Origin of the sequence: Streptomyces pluripotens (assembly GCF_000802245.2) — a bacterium.
In the GTDB taxonomy this organism is placed as follows: domain Bacteria; phylum Actinomycetota; class Actinomycetes; order Streptomycetales; family Streptomycetaceae; genus Streptomyces; species Streptomyces pluripotens.
Map to the genome: position 1 here is coordinate 2,792,670 of NZ_CP021080.1, position 18,004 is coordinate 2,810,673.

The window sequence follows — 18,004 nt, forward strand, 5'->3', positions numbered from 1 at the left end:
ACGCCATCCGCCCCGCTCTCAAGCCGTGCACGACGTCGTGGACAAGCCGTGATCCATTCGGTACGGGTTTGAGGTGAACCCTTCATGGGAGGAGGGCAACCGGGCCTCAGGCGTCGCCGGGGCGCCGTCGCGCCCGGTGCCAACCACCACCGAAGCCTCCCTCGGCCCCTGCCACGCCGTCCGCCACGCCCGCTGCGCCCGTTGCGTCCGGGCCCGGCGGGTCCTCCGCCGGAGCACGCGAAGAGGCCCGTACGACCGGAGTCGTACGGGCCTCTCACAGGTCGGAAGACCTTCAGGTCAGTTGGTGACCCTCAAGCAAGCGAACTTACTTCAGGATCTTGGTGACCTGGCCGGCGCCCACGGTACGGCCACCCTCACGGATGGCGAACTTCAGGCCCTCTTCCATGGCGACGGGCTGGATGAGCTGCACCGACATCTCGGTGTTGTCACCCGGCATGACCATCTCGGTGCCCTCGGGGAGGGTCACCACGCCGGTCACGTCCGTCGTACGGAAGTAGAACTGCGGGCGGTAGTTGTTGAAGAACGGCGTGTGGCGGCCACCCTCGTCCTTGGACAGGATGTAGGCCTGCGCCTCGAACTCGGTGTGCGGGGTGACGGTGCCCGGCTTGATGATGACCTGGCCGCGCTCGACATCCTCGCGCTTGATGCCACGGAGCAGCAGACCGACGTTCTCACCGGCCTGACCCTCGTCCAGCAGCTTACGGAACATCTCGATGCCCGTAACCGTGGTCTTGGTCTTCTCTTCCTTGATGCCGATGATCTCGACTTCCTCGTTCACCTTGAGGACACCGCGCTCGATACGGCCGGTGACGACCGTACCGCGACCGGTGATGGTGAAGACGTCCTCGATCGGCATGAGGAACGGCTTGTCGACGTCGCGCTCCGGCTGCGGGATCGACTCGTCGACGGCCTTCATCAGGTTGAGGACGGAGTCCACCCACTCCTTCTCGCCCTCAAGGGCCTTCAGGGCGGAGACCTTGACGACCGGAACGTCGTCGCCGGGGAACTCGTACTCGGTGAGGAGCTCACGGACCTCGAGCTCGACGAGCTCCAGGATCTCCTCGTCGTCCACCATGTCGGCCTTGTTCAGGGCGACCACGATGTACGGAACGCCGACCTGGCGGGCCAGGAGCACGTGCTCCTTGGTCTGCGGCATCGGGCCGTCGGTGGCGGCGACCACCAGGATCGCGCCGTCCATCTGGGCGGCACCGGTGATCATGTTCTTGATGTAGTCCGCGTGACCCGGGCAGTCGACGTGGGCGTAGTGACGCGCCTCAGTCTGGTACTCGACGTGCGCGATGGAGATGGTGATACCGCGCTGACGCTCCTCGGGCGCCTTGTCGATGTTGTCGAACGGGGTGGCCTCGTTCAGTTCCGGGTACGCGTCGTGCAGCACCTTGGTAATGGCGGCCGTGAGGGTCGTCTTACCGTGGTCGATGTGACCGATGGTGCCGATGTTGACGTGCGGCTTAGTCCGCTCGAACTTCGCCTTCGCCACTGGGGTCCTCCTGTGGAGTGGTTCTGTACGCCTTACTTCATCGGCGCCAGGTGATCTTTGCTGTAAAAGCCCGGAACCCGGGGCATTCCGTCCGTGATTGCGGTGGAATGCCCCTGGAGGCTCCGGAGTCAAGCCTACGGCGTGTGAACGCGGAGCGTTACTCGCCCTTGGCCTTCGCGATGATCTCCTCGGCGACGTTCCGCGGAACCTCGGCGTAGGAGTCGAACTGCATCGAGTAGCTTGCGCGACCCGACGTCTTGCTGCGGAGGTCGCCGACGTAGCCGAACATCTCCGACAGGGGCACGAGGCCCTTCACGACGCGAGCACCAGCCCGCTCCTCCATGGCCTGGATCTGGCCACGGCGGGAGTTGATGTCGCCGATGACCTCACCCATGTAGTCCTCGGGCGTGGTGACCTCTACGGCCATCATCGGCTCGAGGAGCACGGGCGAAGCCTTGCGCGCGGCCTCCTTGAAGGCCTGCGAACCGGCGATCTTGAAGGCGAGCTCGGAGGAGTCGACCTCGTGGTAGGCGCCGTCGTGCAGGATGACGCGCACGCCGGTCATCTCGTAACCGGCGAGGATGCCGAACTGCATGGCCTCCTGGCAGCCGGCGTCGACCGAAGGGATGTACTCCTTCGGGATGCGACCACCGGTCACCTTGTTCACGAACTCGTAGGAGGTGTCGCCACCCTCGAGCGGCTCGATGCCGATCTGCACCTTCGCGAACTGACCGGTACCACCGGTCTGCTTCTTGTGGGTGTAGTCGACGCGCTCGACGGTCTTGCGGATCGTCTCGCGGTACGCCACCTGCGGCTTGCCGACGTTGGCCTCGACCTTGAACTCACGGCGCATGCGGTCGACCAGCACCTCAAGGTGCAGCTCGCCCATACCACCGATGATGGTCTGGCCGGTCTCCTCGTCCGAGTGGACCTGGAAGGACGGGTCTTCCTCGGCGAGGCGCTGGATCGCGACGCCCAGCTTCTCCTGGTCACCCTTCGACTTGGGCTCGATGGCGACCTGGATGACCGGTGCCGGGAAGTCCATGGACTCCAGGATCACCGGGGCCTTGTCGTCGCACAGCGTCTCACCGGTCGTGGTCTGCTTCAGACCCATGACGGCGACGATGTCACCGGCGCCCACCGACTCGATCTCCTCACGCTTGTTGGCGTGCATACGGTAGATCTTGCCGATGCGCTCCTTCTTGCCCTTGACGGAGTTCAGCACCTGCGTGCCGGACACCAGGCGGCCCGAGTAGACCCGGACGAAGGTGAGCTTGCCGAGGTGCGGGTCGCTCATGATCTTGAACGCCAGCGCGGACAGCGGCTCCTCGTCCGACGGCTTACGCTCGACGACCTGCTCCGCGTCCCTGACGTCGTGGCCCTCGATGGCCTCGACGTCGAGCGGGGAAGGCAGGTAGCGCACGACCGCGTCGAGCAGGGGCTGGACGCCCTTGTTCTTGAACGCGGTACCGCAGAACACCGGGGTCACGGTGGTGCCGGTGCCCTTGCCGGACGCGATGGTGATACGACGGATCGCGGCGTACAGCTGCTCCACGGAAGGCTCCTCGCCCTCCAGGTACAGCTCCATGATCTCTTCGTCGTTCTCCGCGACGGCCTCGAGCAGCTTGCCGCGCCACTCCTCGGCCGCCTCGGTGTGCGTGGCCGGGATGTCGACGGTGTCGTACATCTCGCCCTTGGTGGCCTCGGCCGACCAGACCAGGGCCTTCATCGTCACGAGGTCGACGACGCCCTTGAAGTCCGCCTCGGCACCGATCGGCAGCTGCATGACGATCGGCTGCGCGCCCAGACGGTCGCTGATCATGTCGACGCAGCGGTGGAACTCGGCACCGGTCCGGTCGAGCTTGTTGACGAAGCAGATACGCGGAACGCCGTAGCGGTCTGCCTGACGCCACACCGTCTCGGACTGGGGCTCGACACCGGCGACGCCGTCGAACACCGTCACGGCACCGTCGAGCACGCGCAGGGAGCGCTCCACCTCGACGGTGAAGTCGACGTGCCCCGGGGTGTCGATGATGTTGATGGTGTGGTCGACGTTCTCCAGCGGCCAGTGGCAGGTGGTGGCAGCAGAGGTGATCGTGATGCCACGCTCCTGCTCCTGCTCCATCCAGTCCATGGTGGCAGCGCCGTCGTGGACCTCACCGATCTTGTACGACACACCGGTGTAGAACAGGATCCGCTCGGTGGTGGTCGTCTTGCCCGCGTCGATGTGGGCCATGATGCCGATGTTGCGCACCTTGGCCAGGTCAAGTGAAGTGGTAGCCATAAGGCTTCAGTCTTCTCTCGGTCTCGATGTGGGTAGCGACTACCAGCGGTAGTGCGCGAAGGCCTTGTTGGACTCGGCCATCTTGTGGGTGTCCTCGCGCTTCTTCACGGCCGCACCGAGGCCGTTGGAGGCGTCGAGGAGCTCGTTGAGGAGACGCTCGGTCATGGTCTTCTCGCGACGGGCGCGGGAGTAACCGACCAGCCAGCGCAGCGCCAGGGTGTTGGCACGGCCGGGCTTGACCTCGACCGGGACCTGGTAGGTGGCGCCACCGACACGGCGGGACTTGACCTCGAGGGTCGGCTTGATGTTCTCGAGAGCGCGCTTGAGCGTGATGACCGGGTCGTTGCCGGTCTTCTCGCGCAGGCCCTCCATGGCGCCGTAGACGATGCGCTCGGCGGTGGAGCGCTTGCCGTTCAGCAGCACCTTGTTGATCAGGGAGGTCACCAGAGGAGAACCGTAGACCGGGTCGATGATGACCGGGCGCTTCGGGGCGGGGCCCTTACGAGGCATTCTTACTTCTCCTTCTTGGCGCCGTAACGGCTGCGGGCCTGCTTGCGGTTCTTGACACCCTGGGTGTCGAGGGAGCCACGGATGATCTTGTAACGAACACCCGGCAGGTCCTTCACACGGCCGCCGCGCACGAGCACGATGGAGTGCTCCTGCAGGTTGTGTCCCTCACCCGGAATGTAAGCGGTGACCTCGATACCGCTGGTCAGACGCACACGCGCGACCTTACGGAGGGCCGAGTTCGGCTTCTTCGGGGTGGTCGTGAACACACGCGTGCAGACGCCACGACGCTGAGGGGAACCCTCAAGTGCGGGCGTCTTGTTCTTCTCGACCTTGTCCTGCCGGCCCTTGCGGACCAGCTGCTGGATCGTAGGCACTACTTCTCCGGTTTCTGTGTGCCGATGGGTAAAGCTAACCTGGAACTTCTCCGACCCACGCGGTCGGGTGTGTCGAATCCCGCAGACTCCCGCCGCAAGGCGGAAAGGGCGCAGATTACGGTGGCCGGTGACGGCTCGCCATGCGGTTGAAGGCACGCACGAGAGCCAGGGCACACCCCAGGCACAAGGTCTGAGCGTACCTACCTCATTCGCTGCGGTCAAAACAAATGGGACCCGGCGACCCCGGTCTGCGGACACCGCCAACCCCGATTACGCTGCGCGATCTCCGGATCGACCTCGGAGCCCCTCATGGCACGCCTGGTGCGCCCGGAGCGGACGGCCGAGCGACGGGACTCCGCGCGCGGGTTCGACAGCGCGCGGACAGACCGGTGCCCGTGTCCGCGCCACAGGCGCGCCAGCCTGCTCCGCACCCCGGCTGCCCGGTCGTCCGTGCCGATGTTCACCGGAACGGTGACGTACGCCGCGACCCCCACCAACGACCGCCGTCGCCTTGCCCCGCCGCTTCGGCGGTAGTGCGTGGCGCGCCGGACGGCTCCCCGCTCCGTCACCGGCACGGGCAGCACCGCCGCCGCGGCGGGACTCCGTGCGACCGCTGAAGTCGCCCCCTCGGCACCCCTCTGTCTCCCCCCTCCGCCTCCCCCGTCTGCCTCCCCGGCCGGATGCGGCGCACCCTCGCGGACCGGCCGGCGGGGAGCGCGGACGACCTCACCGATGCGAAGCGATCACCCGAACGGGCACCCGGACACGCCGAAGGGCGGCCACCTCTTGAGGTGACCGCCCTTCAGTTCAAGCTGCCCGCTTACTGGTTGTACGGACCGTAGTCGTAGTCCTCCAGCGGAACGGCCTGGCCGGAGCCGGTGCCGAACGGCGAGTAGTCGATGTCGTCGTAGCCGACGGCCGAGTACATCGCGGCCTTGGCCTCCTCGGTCGGCTCGACCCGGATGTTGCGGTAGCGGGACAGACCCGTACCGGCCGGGATGAGCTTACCGATGATGACGTTCTCCTTGAGGCCGATGAGGCTGTCGGACTTGGCGTTGATCGCCGCATCCGTCAGGACTCGGGTCGTCTCCTGGAAGGAAGCCGCCGACAGCCAGGACTCGGTCGCCAGCGAGGCCTTGGTGATACCCATCAGCTGCGGACGACCGGAGGCCGGGTGACCGCCCTCCTGGACCACACGACGGTTCTCGTGCTCGAACTTCGAGCGCTCGACCAGCTCGCCGGGCAGCAGTTCGGCATCGCCGGACTCGATGATCGTCACGCGGCGGAGCATCTGCCGGATGATGATCTCGATGTGCTTGTCGTGGATCGACACACCCTGCGAGTTGTACACCTTCTGGACCTCGCCGACCAGGTGGACCTGGACGGCGCGCTGGCCCAGGATGCGCAGCACGTCGTGCGGGTTGGTGGCACCCACGGTGAGCTGCTGGCCCACGTCGACGTGGTCGCCCTCGCGGACCAGGACCTTGGCGCGCTTGGAGATCGGGAAGGCCGTCTCGTCGCTGCCGTCGTCCGGCGTGACGATGATCTTCTTCGTCTTCTCCGTCTCCTCGATCCGCACCCGGCCAGAGGCCTCGGAGATCGGGGCGACACCCTTCGGGGTACGGGCCTCGAAGAGCTCGACGACACGCGGCAGACCCTGGGTGATGTCGTCACCGGCCACACCACCGGTGTGGAAGGTACGCATCGTCAGCTGGGTACCGGGCTCACCGATGGACTGGGCGGCGATGATGCCGACCGCCTCACCGATGTCGACCAGCTTGCCGGTGGCCAGCGAACGGCCGTAGCACATCGCGCAGGTACCGACGGCGGACTCGCAGGTCAGGACCGAGCGGGTCTTGACCTCCTCGACGCCACGGCCGACGAGCTCCTCGATGAGGACGTCGCCCAGGTCGGTGCCGGCCGGGGCCAGCACCTGGCCGTCGACCACGATGTCCTCGGCGAGGCAGCGCGCGTACACGGAGGTCTCGACGTCCTCCGTCTTGCGCAGCACGCCGTCCGCGCCCCGGTCGGCGATCAGCAGCTTGAGGCCGCGGTCGGTGCCGCAGTCCTCCTCGCGAATGATGACGTCCTGCGAAACGTCCACCAGACGACGGGTGAGGTAACCCGAGTCAGCGGTACGCAGAGCGGTGTCCGCCAGACCCTTACGGGCACCGTGCGTGGAGATGAAGTACTCCAGCACGGACAGGCCCTCACGGAACGACGCCTTAATCGGACGCGGAATCGTCTCGTTCTTCGCGTTCGACACCAGACCACGCATACCGGCAATCTGACGCATCTGCATCATGTTGCCTCGGGCACCCGAGTTCACCATCATGAAGATCGGGTTGGTCTTCGGGAAGTTGTCGTTCATCGCCTCGGCGACCTCGTTGGTCGCCTTGGTCCAGATCGCGATGAGCTCCTGCGTGCGCTCGTCCTTGGTGATCAGACCGCGCTCGTACTGCTTCTGGACCTTCTCGTCCTGCGCCTCGTAGCCGCGGACGATCTCCTTCTTCGCCTCGGGAACGACGACGTCGGAGATGGCGACGGTGACACCGGAACGGGTGGCCCAGTAGAAGCCGGCCGCCTTCAGGTTGTCGAGCGTCGCCGCCACGATGACCTTCGGGTAGCGCTCGGCGAGGTCGTTGACGATCTCGGAGAGCTGCTTCTTGCCGACCTCGTAGTCGACGAACGGGTAGTCCTCGGGCAACAGCTCATTGAAGAGCGCACGACCCAGCGTGGTGTTCAGCCGGAAGCTGTCACCCTGCTGCCACTCCCCTGCCCCGACGAGGTCGTCCCCCTCCTCGGGGGCCGGCGGGGTCCAGCCGCGCGGCGGGATGGTACCCACCGGGAAGCGGATGTCCACGCGCGACTGCAGCGACAGCTCACCGGCGTCGAACGCCATGATCGCCTCGGCGACCGAAGCGAACGGGCGGCCCTCGCCCTTGATGTCCCGCATCTCGCCGTCGGTGGTGAGGAAGAACAGACCGAGGACCATGTCCTGGGTCGGCATCGTCACCGGACGGCCGTCGGCGGGCTTGAGGATGTTGTTCGAGGACAGCATCAGGATGCGGGCCTCGGCCTGCGCCTCCGCGGACAGCGGCAGGTGCACGGCCATCTGGTCACCGTCGAAGTCCGCGTTGAACGCGGTGCAGACGAGCGGGTGGATCTGGATGGCCTTGCCCTCGACCAGCTGCGGCTCGAAGGCCTGGATGCCGAGGCGGTGCAGGGTGGGAGCACGGTTCAGCAGCACCGGGTGCTCGGCGATGACCTCTTCGAGGACGTCGTACACGACCGTGCGACCGCGCTCCACCATGCGCTTGGCGCTCTTGATGTTCTGCGCGTGGTTCAGGTCGACCAGGCGCTTCATCACGAACGGCTTGAACAGCTCCAGCGCCATCGCCTTCGGCAGACCGCACTGGTGCAGCTTCAGCTGCGGGCCGACGACGATGACGGAACGCGCCGAGTAGTCGACTCGCTTACCGAGCAGGTTCTGACGGAAGCGGCCCTGCTTGCCCTTCAGCATGTCGGACAGCGACTTCAGCGGACGGTTGCCGGGGCCCGTGACCGGGCGACCGCGACGGCCGTTGTCGAAGAGCGCGTCGACGGCCTCCTGGAGCATGCGCTTCTCGTTGTTCACGATGATCTCGGGCGCACCGAGGTCGAGGAGGCGCTTCAGGCGGTTGTTGCGGTTGATGACGCGGCGGTACAGGTCGTTCAGGTCGGAGGTCGCGAAGCGGCCACCGTCCAGCTGCACCATCGGACGCAGGTCCGGCGGGATGACCGGCACACAGTCCAGGACCATGCCCTTGGGGCTGTTGGAGGTCTGCAGGAACGCGGAGACGACCTTCAGGCGCTTCAGGGCGCGGGTCTTCTTCTGCCCCTTGCCGGTGCGGATGATCTCGCGGAGCTTCTCGGCCTCCTCCTCTAGGTCGAAGGACTCCAGGCGCTTCTGCAGCGCCGCGGCACCCATCGAGCCGTCGAAGTACGTGCCGAAGCGGTCCCGCAGCTCGCGGTAGAGCAGCTCGTCGCCCTCCAGGTCCTGGACCTTGAGGTTCTTGAACCGGTTCCACACCTCGTCGAGGCGGTCGATCTCGCGCTGCGCACGGTCGCGCAGCTGCTTCATCTCGCGCTCAGCACCCTCGCGCACCTTGCGGCGCACGTCGGCCTTGGCGCCCTCGGCCTCCAGCTCGGCCAGGTCGGTCTCGAGCTTCTTGGCCCGGGCCTCCAGGTCGGAGTCACGGCGGTTCTCGATCTGCTGGCGCTCGACCGAGACGTGCGCCTCAAGCGAGGGCAGGTCACGGGTACGGCGCTCCTCGTCGACGTACGTAATCATGTACGCCGCGAAGTAGATGACCTTCTCCAGGTCCTTCGGGGCAAGGTCGAGCAGGTAGCCCAGGCGCGACGGGACGCCCTTGAAGTACCAGATGTGGGTGACGGGCGCGGCCAGTTCGATGTGGCCCATCCGCTCACGACGCACCTTGGCGCGCGTGACCTCGACGCCACAGCGCTCGCAGATGATGCCCTTGAAGCGGACGCGCTTGTACTTGCCGCAGTAGCACTCCCAGTCCCGGGTGGGGCCGAAGATCTTCTCGCAGAAGAGGCCGTCCTTCTCGGGCTTCAGGGTGCGGTAGTTGATGGTCTCGGGCTTCTTGACCTCGCCGTGGCTCCACTGACGGATGTCGTCAGCGGTGGCCAGGCCGATCCGGAGCTCGTCGAAGAAGTTGACGTCGAGCACTATGCGTCAATCCCTCTCAGGGTCGTTAAGTCTGTGGTCTGAAACGGGGGCCTGGGGGTCGGCGGGGCCTTGTGGGTGAGGGCCCCGCCGGACTCCCGTCAGACCTCTTCGACGCTGCTCGGCTCGCGCCGGGACAGGTCGATACCGAGCTCCTCCGCAGCGCGGAAGACATCTTCGTCGGTGTCACGCATCTCGATGGACATACCGTCGCTGGACAGCACCTCCACGTTCAGGCAGAGCGACTGCATCTCCTTGATGAGCACCTTGAAGGACTCGGGGATGCCGGGCTCAGGGATGTTCTCGCCCTTGACGATGGCCTCGTAGACCTTCACGCGGCCGGTGACGTCGTCGGACTTGATGGTCAGCAGCTCCTGGAGGGCGTACGCGGCGCCGTAGGCCTCCAGCGCCCACACCTCCATCTCACCGAAGCGCTGGCCACCGAACTGGGCCTTACCACCCAGCGGCTGCTGGGTGATCATCGAGTAGGGACCGGTCGAGCGAGCGTGCAGCTTGTCGTCGACCAGGTGGTGCAGCTTCAGGATGTACATGTAGCCGACCGAAATCGGGTCCGGGAACGGCTCGCCGCTCCGGCCGTCGAACAGCCGCGCCTTGCCGGACGGGAGGACCATGCGGTCGCCGTCGCGGTTGGGGATGGTGTGCTCCAGCAGACCCGCCAGCTCGTCCTCACGGGCACCGTCGAACACCGGGGTGGCGACGTTGGTGCGCGGGGCGACCTGGTCGGCGCTGATGGCCTGCAGGCGCTGCGCCCACTCCTCGCCCAGACCGGAGACGTCCCAGCCCTGGCTGGCGAGCCAGCCGAGGTGGATCTCCAGGACCTGTCCCGGGTTCATTCGGGACGGCACACCCAGCGGGTTCAGGATGATGTCGACCGGGGTGCCGTCCTCCAGGAACGGCATGTCCTCGATCGGCAGAATCTTGGAGATGACACCCTTGTTGCCGTGCCGGCCGGCGAGCTTGTCACCGTCGGTGATCTTGCGCTTCTGCGCGACGTAGACGCGGACCAGCTGGTTCACGCCCGGCGGCAGTTCGTCGCCCTCCTCGCGGTCGAAGACGCGCACGCCGATGACCTTGCCGGTCTCGCCGTGCGGCACCTTCAGCGAGGTGTCACGGACCTCACGGGCCTTCTCACCGAAGATCGCGCGCAGCAGGCGCTCCTCGGGGGTCAGCTCGGTCTCCCCCTTCGGGGTGACCTTGCCGACGAGGATGTCGCCGGCGATGACCTCGGCGCCGATGCGGATGATGCCGCGCTCGTCGAGGTCGGCGAGGACCTCCTCGGAGACGTTCGGGATGTCCCGGGTGATCTCCTCGGGGCCGAGCTTGGTGTCACGGGCGTCGACCTCGTGCTCCTCGATGTGGATCGAGGAGAGGACGTCGTCCTGCACGAGGCGCTGCGACAGGATGATCGCGTCCTCGTAGTTGTGACCCTCCCACGGCATGAACGCCACGAGCAGGTTCTTACCGAGGGCCATCTCGCCGTTCTGGGTGGCCGGGCCGTCGGCCAGTACCTGGCCGGTGATGACGCGGTCGCCCTCGTTGACGATGACCTTCTGGTTGACCGAGGTGCCCTGGTTGGACCGGGAGAACTTGGCCAGGCGGTACGTGATGTACGTGCCGTCGTCGTTGGCGGTGGTGATGTAGTCCGCGGAGACCTCCTGGACCACACCGTCCTTCTCGGCCTTGACGACATCGCCGGCGTCGACCGCGGAGCGGTACTCCATGCCGGTGCCGACGAGCGGCGCCTCGGACTTAATCAGCGGCACGGCCTGACGCATCATGTTGGCACCCATGAGGGCGCGGTTGGCGTCGTCGTGCTCAAGGAACGGGATCATGGCGGTCGCGACCGACACCATCTGGCGCGGCGAGACGTCCATGTAGTCCACGTCCTCGGGGCCGATGTAGTCGACCTCGCCGCCACGGCGGCGGACCAGGACGCGGTTCTCGGCGAAACGCAGGTCATCGGTCAGCGGCGCGTTGGCCTGCGCGATGACGAAGCGGTCCTCCTCGTCGGCGGTCAGGTAGTCGACCTCGTCGGTGACCTGGCCGTCGATGACCTTGCGGTAGGGGGTCTCGACGAAACCGAACGCGTTGACCCGGCCGTAGGAGGCGAGCGAGCCGATCAGACCGATGTTCGGGCCTTCCGGCGTCTCGATCGGGCACATGCGGCCGTAGTGCGACGGGTGCACGTCACGGACCTCGAAGCCGGCCCGCTCACGGGAGAGACCACCGGGGCCGAGCGCCGACAGACGCCGCTTGTGGGTGAGCCCCGACAGCGGGTTGTTCTGGTCCATGAACTGCGACAGCTGGCTGGTGCCGAAGAACTCCTTGATGGAGGCGACGACCGGCCGGATGTTGATCAGGGTCTGCGGCGTGATCGCCTCGACGTCCTGGGTCGTCATCCGCTCGCGGACGACTCGCTCCATGCGGGCCAGGCCCGTGCGGACCTGGTTCTGGATGAGCTCGCCGACGCTGCGCAGGCGGCGGTTGCCGAAGTGGTCGATGTCGTCGGTCTCGACGACGACCGTCTCACCGTTGTCCGCGGCGGTCTCGGTCTCACCGGCGTGCAGCTTCACCAGGTACTTGATCGAGGCGATGATGTCCTCGACCGTCAGGATGCCCGCCTCCAGCGGGGTGTCCGTGCCCAGCTTCTTGTTGACCTTGTAGCGGCCGACCTTGGCGAGGTCGTAGCGCTTGGGGTTGAAGTACAGGTTCTCCAGCAGCGTCTGCGCGGCCTCACGCGTGGGGGGCTCGCCCGGGCGCAGCTTGCGGTAGATGTCGAGCAGCGCGTCGTCCTGGCCCTGGGTGTGGTCCTTCTCCAGGGTGGCGCGCATGGACTCGTATTCGCCGAACTCCTCAAGGATCTGCTCGGTCGTCCAACCGAGCGCCTTCAGCAGCACGGTGATCGACTGCTTGCGCTTGCGGTCGATGCGCACACCGACCATGTCACGCTTGTCGATCTCCATCTCCAGCCAGGCACCCCGGGACGGGATGATCTTGGCGGAGAAGATGTCCTTGTCGGACGTCTTGTCGATGGAGGAATCGAAGTAGACACCGGGAGAACGGACCAGCTGCGACACCACGACACGCTCGGTGCCGTTGATGACGAAAGTGCCCTTGTTCGTCATGAGCGGGAAGTCGCCCATGAAGACGGTCTGGGACTTGATCTCACCGGTCTCGTTGTTGGTGAACTCGGCGGTGACGAAGAGCGGGGCGGCGTACGTGAAGTCGCGCTCCTTGCACTCGTCGATGGAGTTCTTCGGCGGCTCGAAGCGGTGGTCCCGGAACGTCAGCGACATCGACCCGGAGAAGTCCTCGATCGGGGAGATCTCCTCGAAGATCTCCTCCAGACCGGACTTGGTGGGGACGTCCTGACCGTTCTCCAGAGCCTCCTCGACGCGAGCCTTCCACGCGTCGTTGCCGAGCAGCCAGTCAAAGCTCTCGGTCTGGAGCGCAAGAAGGTTCGGAACCTCGAGGGGCTCCTTGATCTTTGCAAAGGAGATGCGCAGCGGGGCGGTGCTGGCGCCGTTGTTCATATTCGCGGTCGAGGCATTGCGCGAGGCGGCCAAGAGGGGGTCCTTCCGAGGGCTCGGACTCACTACGCGCGTGCCGGTCCCTCTCCCGTACACAGAGACGGAAATCCCAGGTCATGGGGGCTTCAGTCATCGGTGCTCAAGTGAGGGCAGACCCCTGGTGACGGGCAGGGGGCAGCTAACAGGCAGCGCAAAGGGTCAGTGTAGCCACTTGGCACACTGATGTCCAGTGCGGGTTTTCCGGGACCCTCGCTGTGCTCACCGCTCTTGTCAACGCCCTCGGCATGCCTGCCCTCAACGCACGTTCATACTGCCCTCTTCGCCGCCGATCCATGCCTCGGATTCGGATCCTTGTGACGACGCGTCCTGAGAATTGCGCGCTGCGTGCGGTTCGTCAAGGCCCCCCAGCCCAAACGGGGCCGACCGGAGACACAACGAAGATCACCATACCCCTCGCCGTAGCGAGTGCAAGGCAACCGCGGCCGGCCCCGCCGGATACGCCGAAGAGCGACCACCCGGATGGATGATCGCTCTTCGGTGCGTTCGCGTTACAGCCCTACCGGACCGCAATCGGCGCGCAAGGGGGTTCGATGGACCCCGGAAAGGTCTTACTTGACCTCGACGGAGGCACCGGCGCCCTTAAGGGCCTCGGCGGCCTTCTCGGCGGCCTCCTTGTTGACCTTCTCCAGGACCGGCTTCGGGGTGCCGTCGACCAGGTCCTTGGCCTCCTTCAGGCCGAGGGAGGTCAGCTCACGCACGACCTTGATGACCTGGATCTTCTTCTCGCCGGCACCGGTGAGGACGACGTCGAACTCGTCCTTCTCCTCCTCGGCCTCGGCGGCGGCGCCACCGGCGACACCACCGGCGACGACGACCGGGGCGGCGGCAGCAGCGGTGACGTCGAACTTCTCCTCGAAGGCCTTCACGAACTCGGAGAGCTCGATGAGGGTCATCTCCTCGAACTGGGCAAGCAGCTCGTCCTGGGTGAGCTTCGCCATGATGGCGGTCCTTCCACTCAAATCGGCAGGTGCCGGATGTACTGGATAAGGCGGGCGTACGTCGGCCCGCTGCGACCCGCGCCGTCGGTGCGGGTCAGAAAGCGAGCCGAATTACTCGGCACCGCCCTGCTCGGCCTGCTTGGCGCGGAGCGCGTCCACCGTGCGGACGAGCTTCGACGGCAGCGCCTGGAAGACGGAGGCAGCCTGGGACTGCTTCGCCTTGAAGGCACCGGCCAGCTTGCTGAGCAGAACCTCGCGGGACTCGAGGTCCGCAAGCTTCTTGATCTCGTCGGCGGACAGCGCCTTACCATCAAGGACACCGCCCTTGATGACGAGATTCGGGTTGTCCTTGGCGAAGTCACGGAGACCCTTCGCCGACTCCACCGGGTCACCGGTGACGAAGGCGACAGCCGTCGGGCCAGCGAAGAGCTGGTCCTCCAGCGCGATCCCGGCCTCCTTGGCCGCGATCTTGGTCAGCGTGTTCTTCACCACGGCGTACTGGGCGTTCTCACCGAGAGAACGGCGCAGCGTCTTCATCTGCGCCACGGTGAGACCGCGGTACTCGGTCAGCACGGCGGCGTTGGAGCTGCGGAACTTGTCCGTCAGCTCGGCAACCGCGGCAGCCTTGTCGGGCCTCGCCATAGAGCCTCGGCCTCCTTCCGGGTGATTCGGACCGCGCGGACCCGAAGGAGGACTGGGCAAAACGAAACGCCCCGGCGCAGGCGCACGGGGCGGACTCAACCGGCCTCACACTTACGTGTGAACCAGGAGTTCTTCCACGATTACCTGCGCGGGTCGCCCACTTTTCAGCGGATCCTTCGGCCACCGCACCCTCGTGCGAGCGTGCGGCAACGACCAGCGGTCTTTGGCTTCCGGAAGAGAGTAAGCGACCGGGGCACCGTCGAGCAAATCGGACCGTGAGCGGTCTGCCCCGTCCTCTCAGCGGCGGCTCCGGAGCGCGGCCGTCAGGGCGCGCAGGCGGCCCTGAGGCCCTGTGGGGCGCCCACCCGCACCTCGGTGGTGTACGTCGGGCATGGGCGCTCCCGGCAGGGATTCCGCGGTGGTTCGACCTTCAGGAGCTGACGCCGGTACCGGCGCCGGTGCCGCCCGACATGGCGCCACCGGACTTGAGCAGGTCCGTGAAGTCCTTGGTGTCATTGGCCGGGGGCGCCTGGGTGGTGACCTTCACGCCGTAGTCGCTGTAGTAGGTCGTGTTGGTCATGGCGCCCTTGGGCGTGTCAGCCTTCTCGGCCTTCTTGATCAGCAGATTCTGGTCGTTGATCCAGATATCGACGGTGTCGGTGGTGACGCCGGCCTGGCTCAGCTGCTGCTTGAGGGCAGCGAGCTGGTCAGCGCTGAGGTTACTGGTCTTGCCCGCGAGGTCGGCGAGGTTCACGGTGCCCGAGTAGTGCGTGGTGCGGACGCCGGTGACGGTCTCCTCGCCGACCTTCTTGAGGTCGTGGGAGGCGAGCAGCATCCTCACGGACTGGTTGGGCGTGGCGTTCTGAAGCTGGTCCTTCATGTACGAACCGGAGGCGCCGCCGAGCTTGGCGAGGTCGTCGTAGGCGTACTTGACCCAGTGCTTGCCGCCCATCTGCCGGGCGGTCGTGTCGCCCATGCGTACGTACGCCGCGTCCGACAGGTAGCGGGCCTCCATCGTCGAGGTACCGAGCTTCTTCATCGCCTCGGCCATCTGCCCGCCGGTGTAGGACATGGTGAGATTGCCCTTGAGACCGTGGCTCCAGTTGACGGCGCCCTTCGCGGTCACCGTCATGACGTCGCCGATCGACATCGTGGTGCGCACCTTGGCCGAGTCGGCCTTGTTGGTGGACTGCTCGGCCGAGCGCAGGGCGGCGATGGGGCTGACGTGGATCACGCTCTTGCCGGCCGCCTTGTCGTCCTTCCCGGTCTTCCCGGTCTTCCCCGTGTCCGACGAGCCGCAAGCGGCGACTCCCGACAGTGCGGTGGCCACCGCGATCGAGAGGGCCACCCGGCGCGCGGTCGTGCTCTTCATCTGTTCCCACCCCTATGCATGTCGCGTGCCTGCACCGTAGCGCAGGCCACTGACAGCCTTCCGAAAGGTCGTACAAAGACAGGTCGTACGGAAAAAGGACGGGCCCCGCACCTGGAAGGTTGCGGGGCCCGTCCTTTGCTTACACGTCCGTTACACGGCTGCTTGCGCCTCCGTGGTACGGCGGCCGGAAGGAGCGAGAGGCTCAGACGGCGGCCGGGTCCTCCTCGACGAGGAGGTTGCGGGTGCGGTTCGGGTCGACCGGGACGCCGGGGCCCATCGTGGTGGTGATGGCGGCCTTCTTGATGTAGCGGCCCTTGGCGGCGGACGGCTTCAGGCGGAGGATCTCCTCCAGCGCCGCGCCGTAGTTCTCCACCAGCTTGCTGTCGTCGAACGACACCTTGCCGATGATGAAGTGGAGGTTCGAGTGCTTGTCGACGCGGAACTCGATCTTGCCGCCCTTGATCTCGGTGACGGCCTTGACCACGTCGGGGGTGACGGTGCCGGTCTTCGGGTTCGGCATCAGACCACGCGGGCCGAGGACGCGGCCGAGACGGCCGACCTTGCCCATGAGGTCCGGGGTGGCGACGACGGCGTCGAAGTCCAGACGGCCCTTCGCCACCTCGTCGATCAGCTCGTCGGCACCGACGATGTCGGCGCCCGCGGCACGCGCGGCCTCGGCACGGTCACCGGTCGCGAAGACCAGGACCCGGGCGGTCTTGCCGGTGCCGTGCGGAAGGTTCACGGTGCCACGGACCATCTGGTCGGCCTTGCGCGGGTCGACACCCAGACGGAAAGCGACCTCGACGGTGCCGTCGAACTTGGTCGTGGAGGTCTCCTTGGCGAGACGCACGGCTTCGAGCGGGGCGTACAGCTTCTCCCGGTCGACCTTGGCGTCCGCAGCGCGGAGAGCCTTGCTGCGCTTGCTCACAACTTGCTCCTGTGTGTTCTGAAAGGAGTCGTGGTCCTTGGGCCGAGCAGGCCCTGCCACGTGCGGCCGGCTACGGCAGGCCGCATGACTGCTGGGGGTGGGTTCAGCCCTCGACCGTGACGCCCATGGAGCGCGCGGTGCCGGCGATGATCTTCGACGCCGCGTCCAGGTCGTTCGCGTTGAGGTCGGGCATCTTGGTCTGGGCGATCTCGCGGACCTGCGCCTCGGTGATCTTGGCGACCTTGGTCTTGTGCGGCTCGCCGGAGCCCTTCTCGATGCCCGCGGCCTTGAGGATCATCTTCGCGGCCGGCGGCGTCTTGGTGACGAAGGTGAAGGAACGGTCCTCGTAGACCGTGATCTCCACCGGGATGACCCAACCGCGCTGCGACTCGGTCGCGGCGTTGTAGGCCTTGCAGAACTCCATGATGTTGACGCCGTGCTGACCCAGCGCCGGGCCGACCGGCGGAGCCGGGTTGGCGGCACCGGCCTGGATCTGGAGCTTGATGAGCCCCGTGACCTTCTTCTTCTTGGGAGGCATGCTCTCTCCGGGTCCTTGCTGAGAGGTTGAGTACCGTCCGCGGCCTCGACCTGCCCCCTCGGGGGCAAGATCGCGCAGATGGCATACCGCACAACGATAGCCGCTGTCACCTCTGGAGGAGAAATCGCCCAGGTCAGGTGGTCTGCACAGGGCCTTCGGATGCGTCTCGGACCCGCCGTGCGCAAGCCGGTCCGGCCGGCCCGAACGGCACCGTGCCGGCCAGCGGGACGTGGGCGGCGCGGTGTTCTCCGCACGGCGCCGGGCGGGTGTCCGGCGGGGGCACCACCGGGGGCACCGCCGCTGGCACAGCGGGCTCAAACCGGGGGACCTCGCCCGGTCACCAGGTGAACCAGCCGGGGGTGGCCGTGTACACCGCCAGGTCGCCGCAGGCCTTCTCGTCGAAGCCCGCAGTCGCGATCTTCGGCGCTCGCTGTTCGCCGAAACGCCGATCGGCCGATGTACCCGTCATGCCTCCCCGAAGGGCCGGCGATTGCCGGAGCGTGCTGGGCCACGGGTGAGGCGTCACCCCGGCCGGGGCCCCGAACGGAGCCGGGGG

General features: G+C 66.5%; 12 protein-coding genes. All 12 read right to left on the bottom strand.

Features of this window, described 5'->3' with window-relative positions; genetic code table 11:
* Positions 1-325: 325 nt before the first annotated feature.
* The 12 genes from tuf to LK06_RS34855 all read right to left on the bottom strand — a co-directional run bounded on the left by tuf (position 326) and on the right by LK06_RS34855 (position 17,917).
* A complete protein-coding gene (tuf, locus tag LK06_RS12400) occupies positions 326-1,519 on the bottom strand; it encodes an elongation factor Tu (RefSeq protein WP_039656254.1) in 1,194 nt (397 codons plus the stop codon).
* Between the two features lie 157 nt (positions 1,520-1,676).
* Positions 1,677-3,803 carry an elongation factor G gene (gene fusA, locus LK06_RS12405; protein WP_039656256.1) on the bottom strand — a complete coding sequence of 709 codons (2,127 nt, stop codon included), beginning with the start codon at positions 3,801-3,803 and terminating at the stop codon, positions 1,677-1,679.
* 39 nt (positions 3,804-3,842) lie between these two features.
* A complete protein-coding gene (gene rpsG, locus LK06_RS12410) occupies positions 3,843-4,313 on the bottom strand; it encodes a 30S ribosomal protein S7 (protein ID WP_003998848.1) in 471 nt (156 codons plus the stop codon).
* A gap of 2 nt (positions 4,314-4,315) precedes the next feature.
* Positions 4,316-4,687: a 30S ribosomal protein S12 gene (gene rpsL, locus LK06_RS12415; protein WP_003948652.1), complete on the bottom strand. Its 372-nt coding sequence runs from the start codon at positions 4,685-4,687 to the stop codon at positions 4,316-4,318.
* A gap of 820 nt (positions 4,688-5,507) precedes the next feature.
* Complete coding sequence (locus LK06_RS12420; RefSeq protein ID WP_039656257.1) at positions 5,508-9,422, bottom strand: DNA-directed RNA polymerase subunit beta'; 3,915 nt, start codon at positions 9,420-9,422, stop codon at positions 5,508-5,510.
* A 98-nt stretch (positions 9,423-9,520) separates the two neighbouring features.
* Positions 9,521-13,006 (bottom strand): DNA-directed RNA polymerase subunit beta, encoded by a 3,486-nt coding sequence (gene rpoB / locus LK06_RS12425; protein WP_039656258.1) that lies wholly within the window; start codon positions 13,004-13,006, stop codon positions 9,521-9,523.
* A 572-nt stretch (positions 13,007-13,578) separates the two neighbouring features.
* Positions 13,579-13,968 (bottom strand): 50S ribosomal protein L7/L12, encoded by a 390-nt coding sequence (rplL, locus tag LK06_RS12435; protein WP_039656259.1) that lies wholly within the window; start codon positions 13,966-13,968, stop codon positions 13,579-13,581.
* 111 nt (positions 13,969-14,079) lie between these two features.
* Positions 14,080-14,610 carry a 50S ribosomal protein L10 gene (gene rplJ, locus LK06_RS12440; RefSeq protein ID WP_039656261.1) on the bottom strand — a complete coding sequence of 177 codons (531 nt, stop codon included), beginning with the start codon at positions 14,608-14,610 and terminating at the stop codon, positions 14,080-14,082.
* Between the two features lie 430 nt (positions 14,611-15,040).
* Positions 15,041-15,982 carry an SCO4651 family lipoprotein gene (locus tag LK06_RS12445; protein ID WP_039656263.1) on the bottom strand — a complete coding sequence of 314 codons (942 nt, stop codon included), beginning with the start codon at positions 15,980-15,982 and terminating at the stop codon, positions 15,041-15,043.
* Positions 15,983-16,184: 202 nt separating this feature from the next.
* A complete protein-coding gene (gene rplA, locus LK06_RS12450) occupies positions 16,185-16,910 on the bottom strand; it encodes a 50S ribosomal protein L1 (protein ID WP_039656265.1) in 726 nt (241 codons plus the stop codon).
* 103 nt (positions 16,911-17,013) lie between these two features.
* On the bottom strand, positions 17,014-17,448 hold the full coding sequence (gene rplK, locus LK06_RS12455; RefSeq protein ID WP_039656267.1) for a 50S ribosomal protein L11: 435 nt from the start codon (positions 17,446-17,448) through the stop codon (positions 17,014-17,016).
* Between the two features lie 337 nt (positions 17,449-17,785).
* Positions 17,786-17,917, bottom strand: coding sequence for a hypothetical protein (locus tag LK06_RS34855; RefSeq protein ID WP_267886163.1), 132 nt, complete (start codon positions 17,915-17,917; stop codon positions 17,786-17,788).
* Positions 17,918-18,004: the final 87 nt, after the last annotated feature.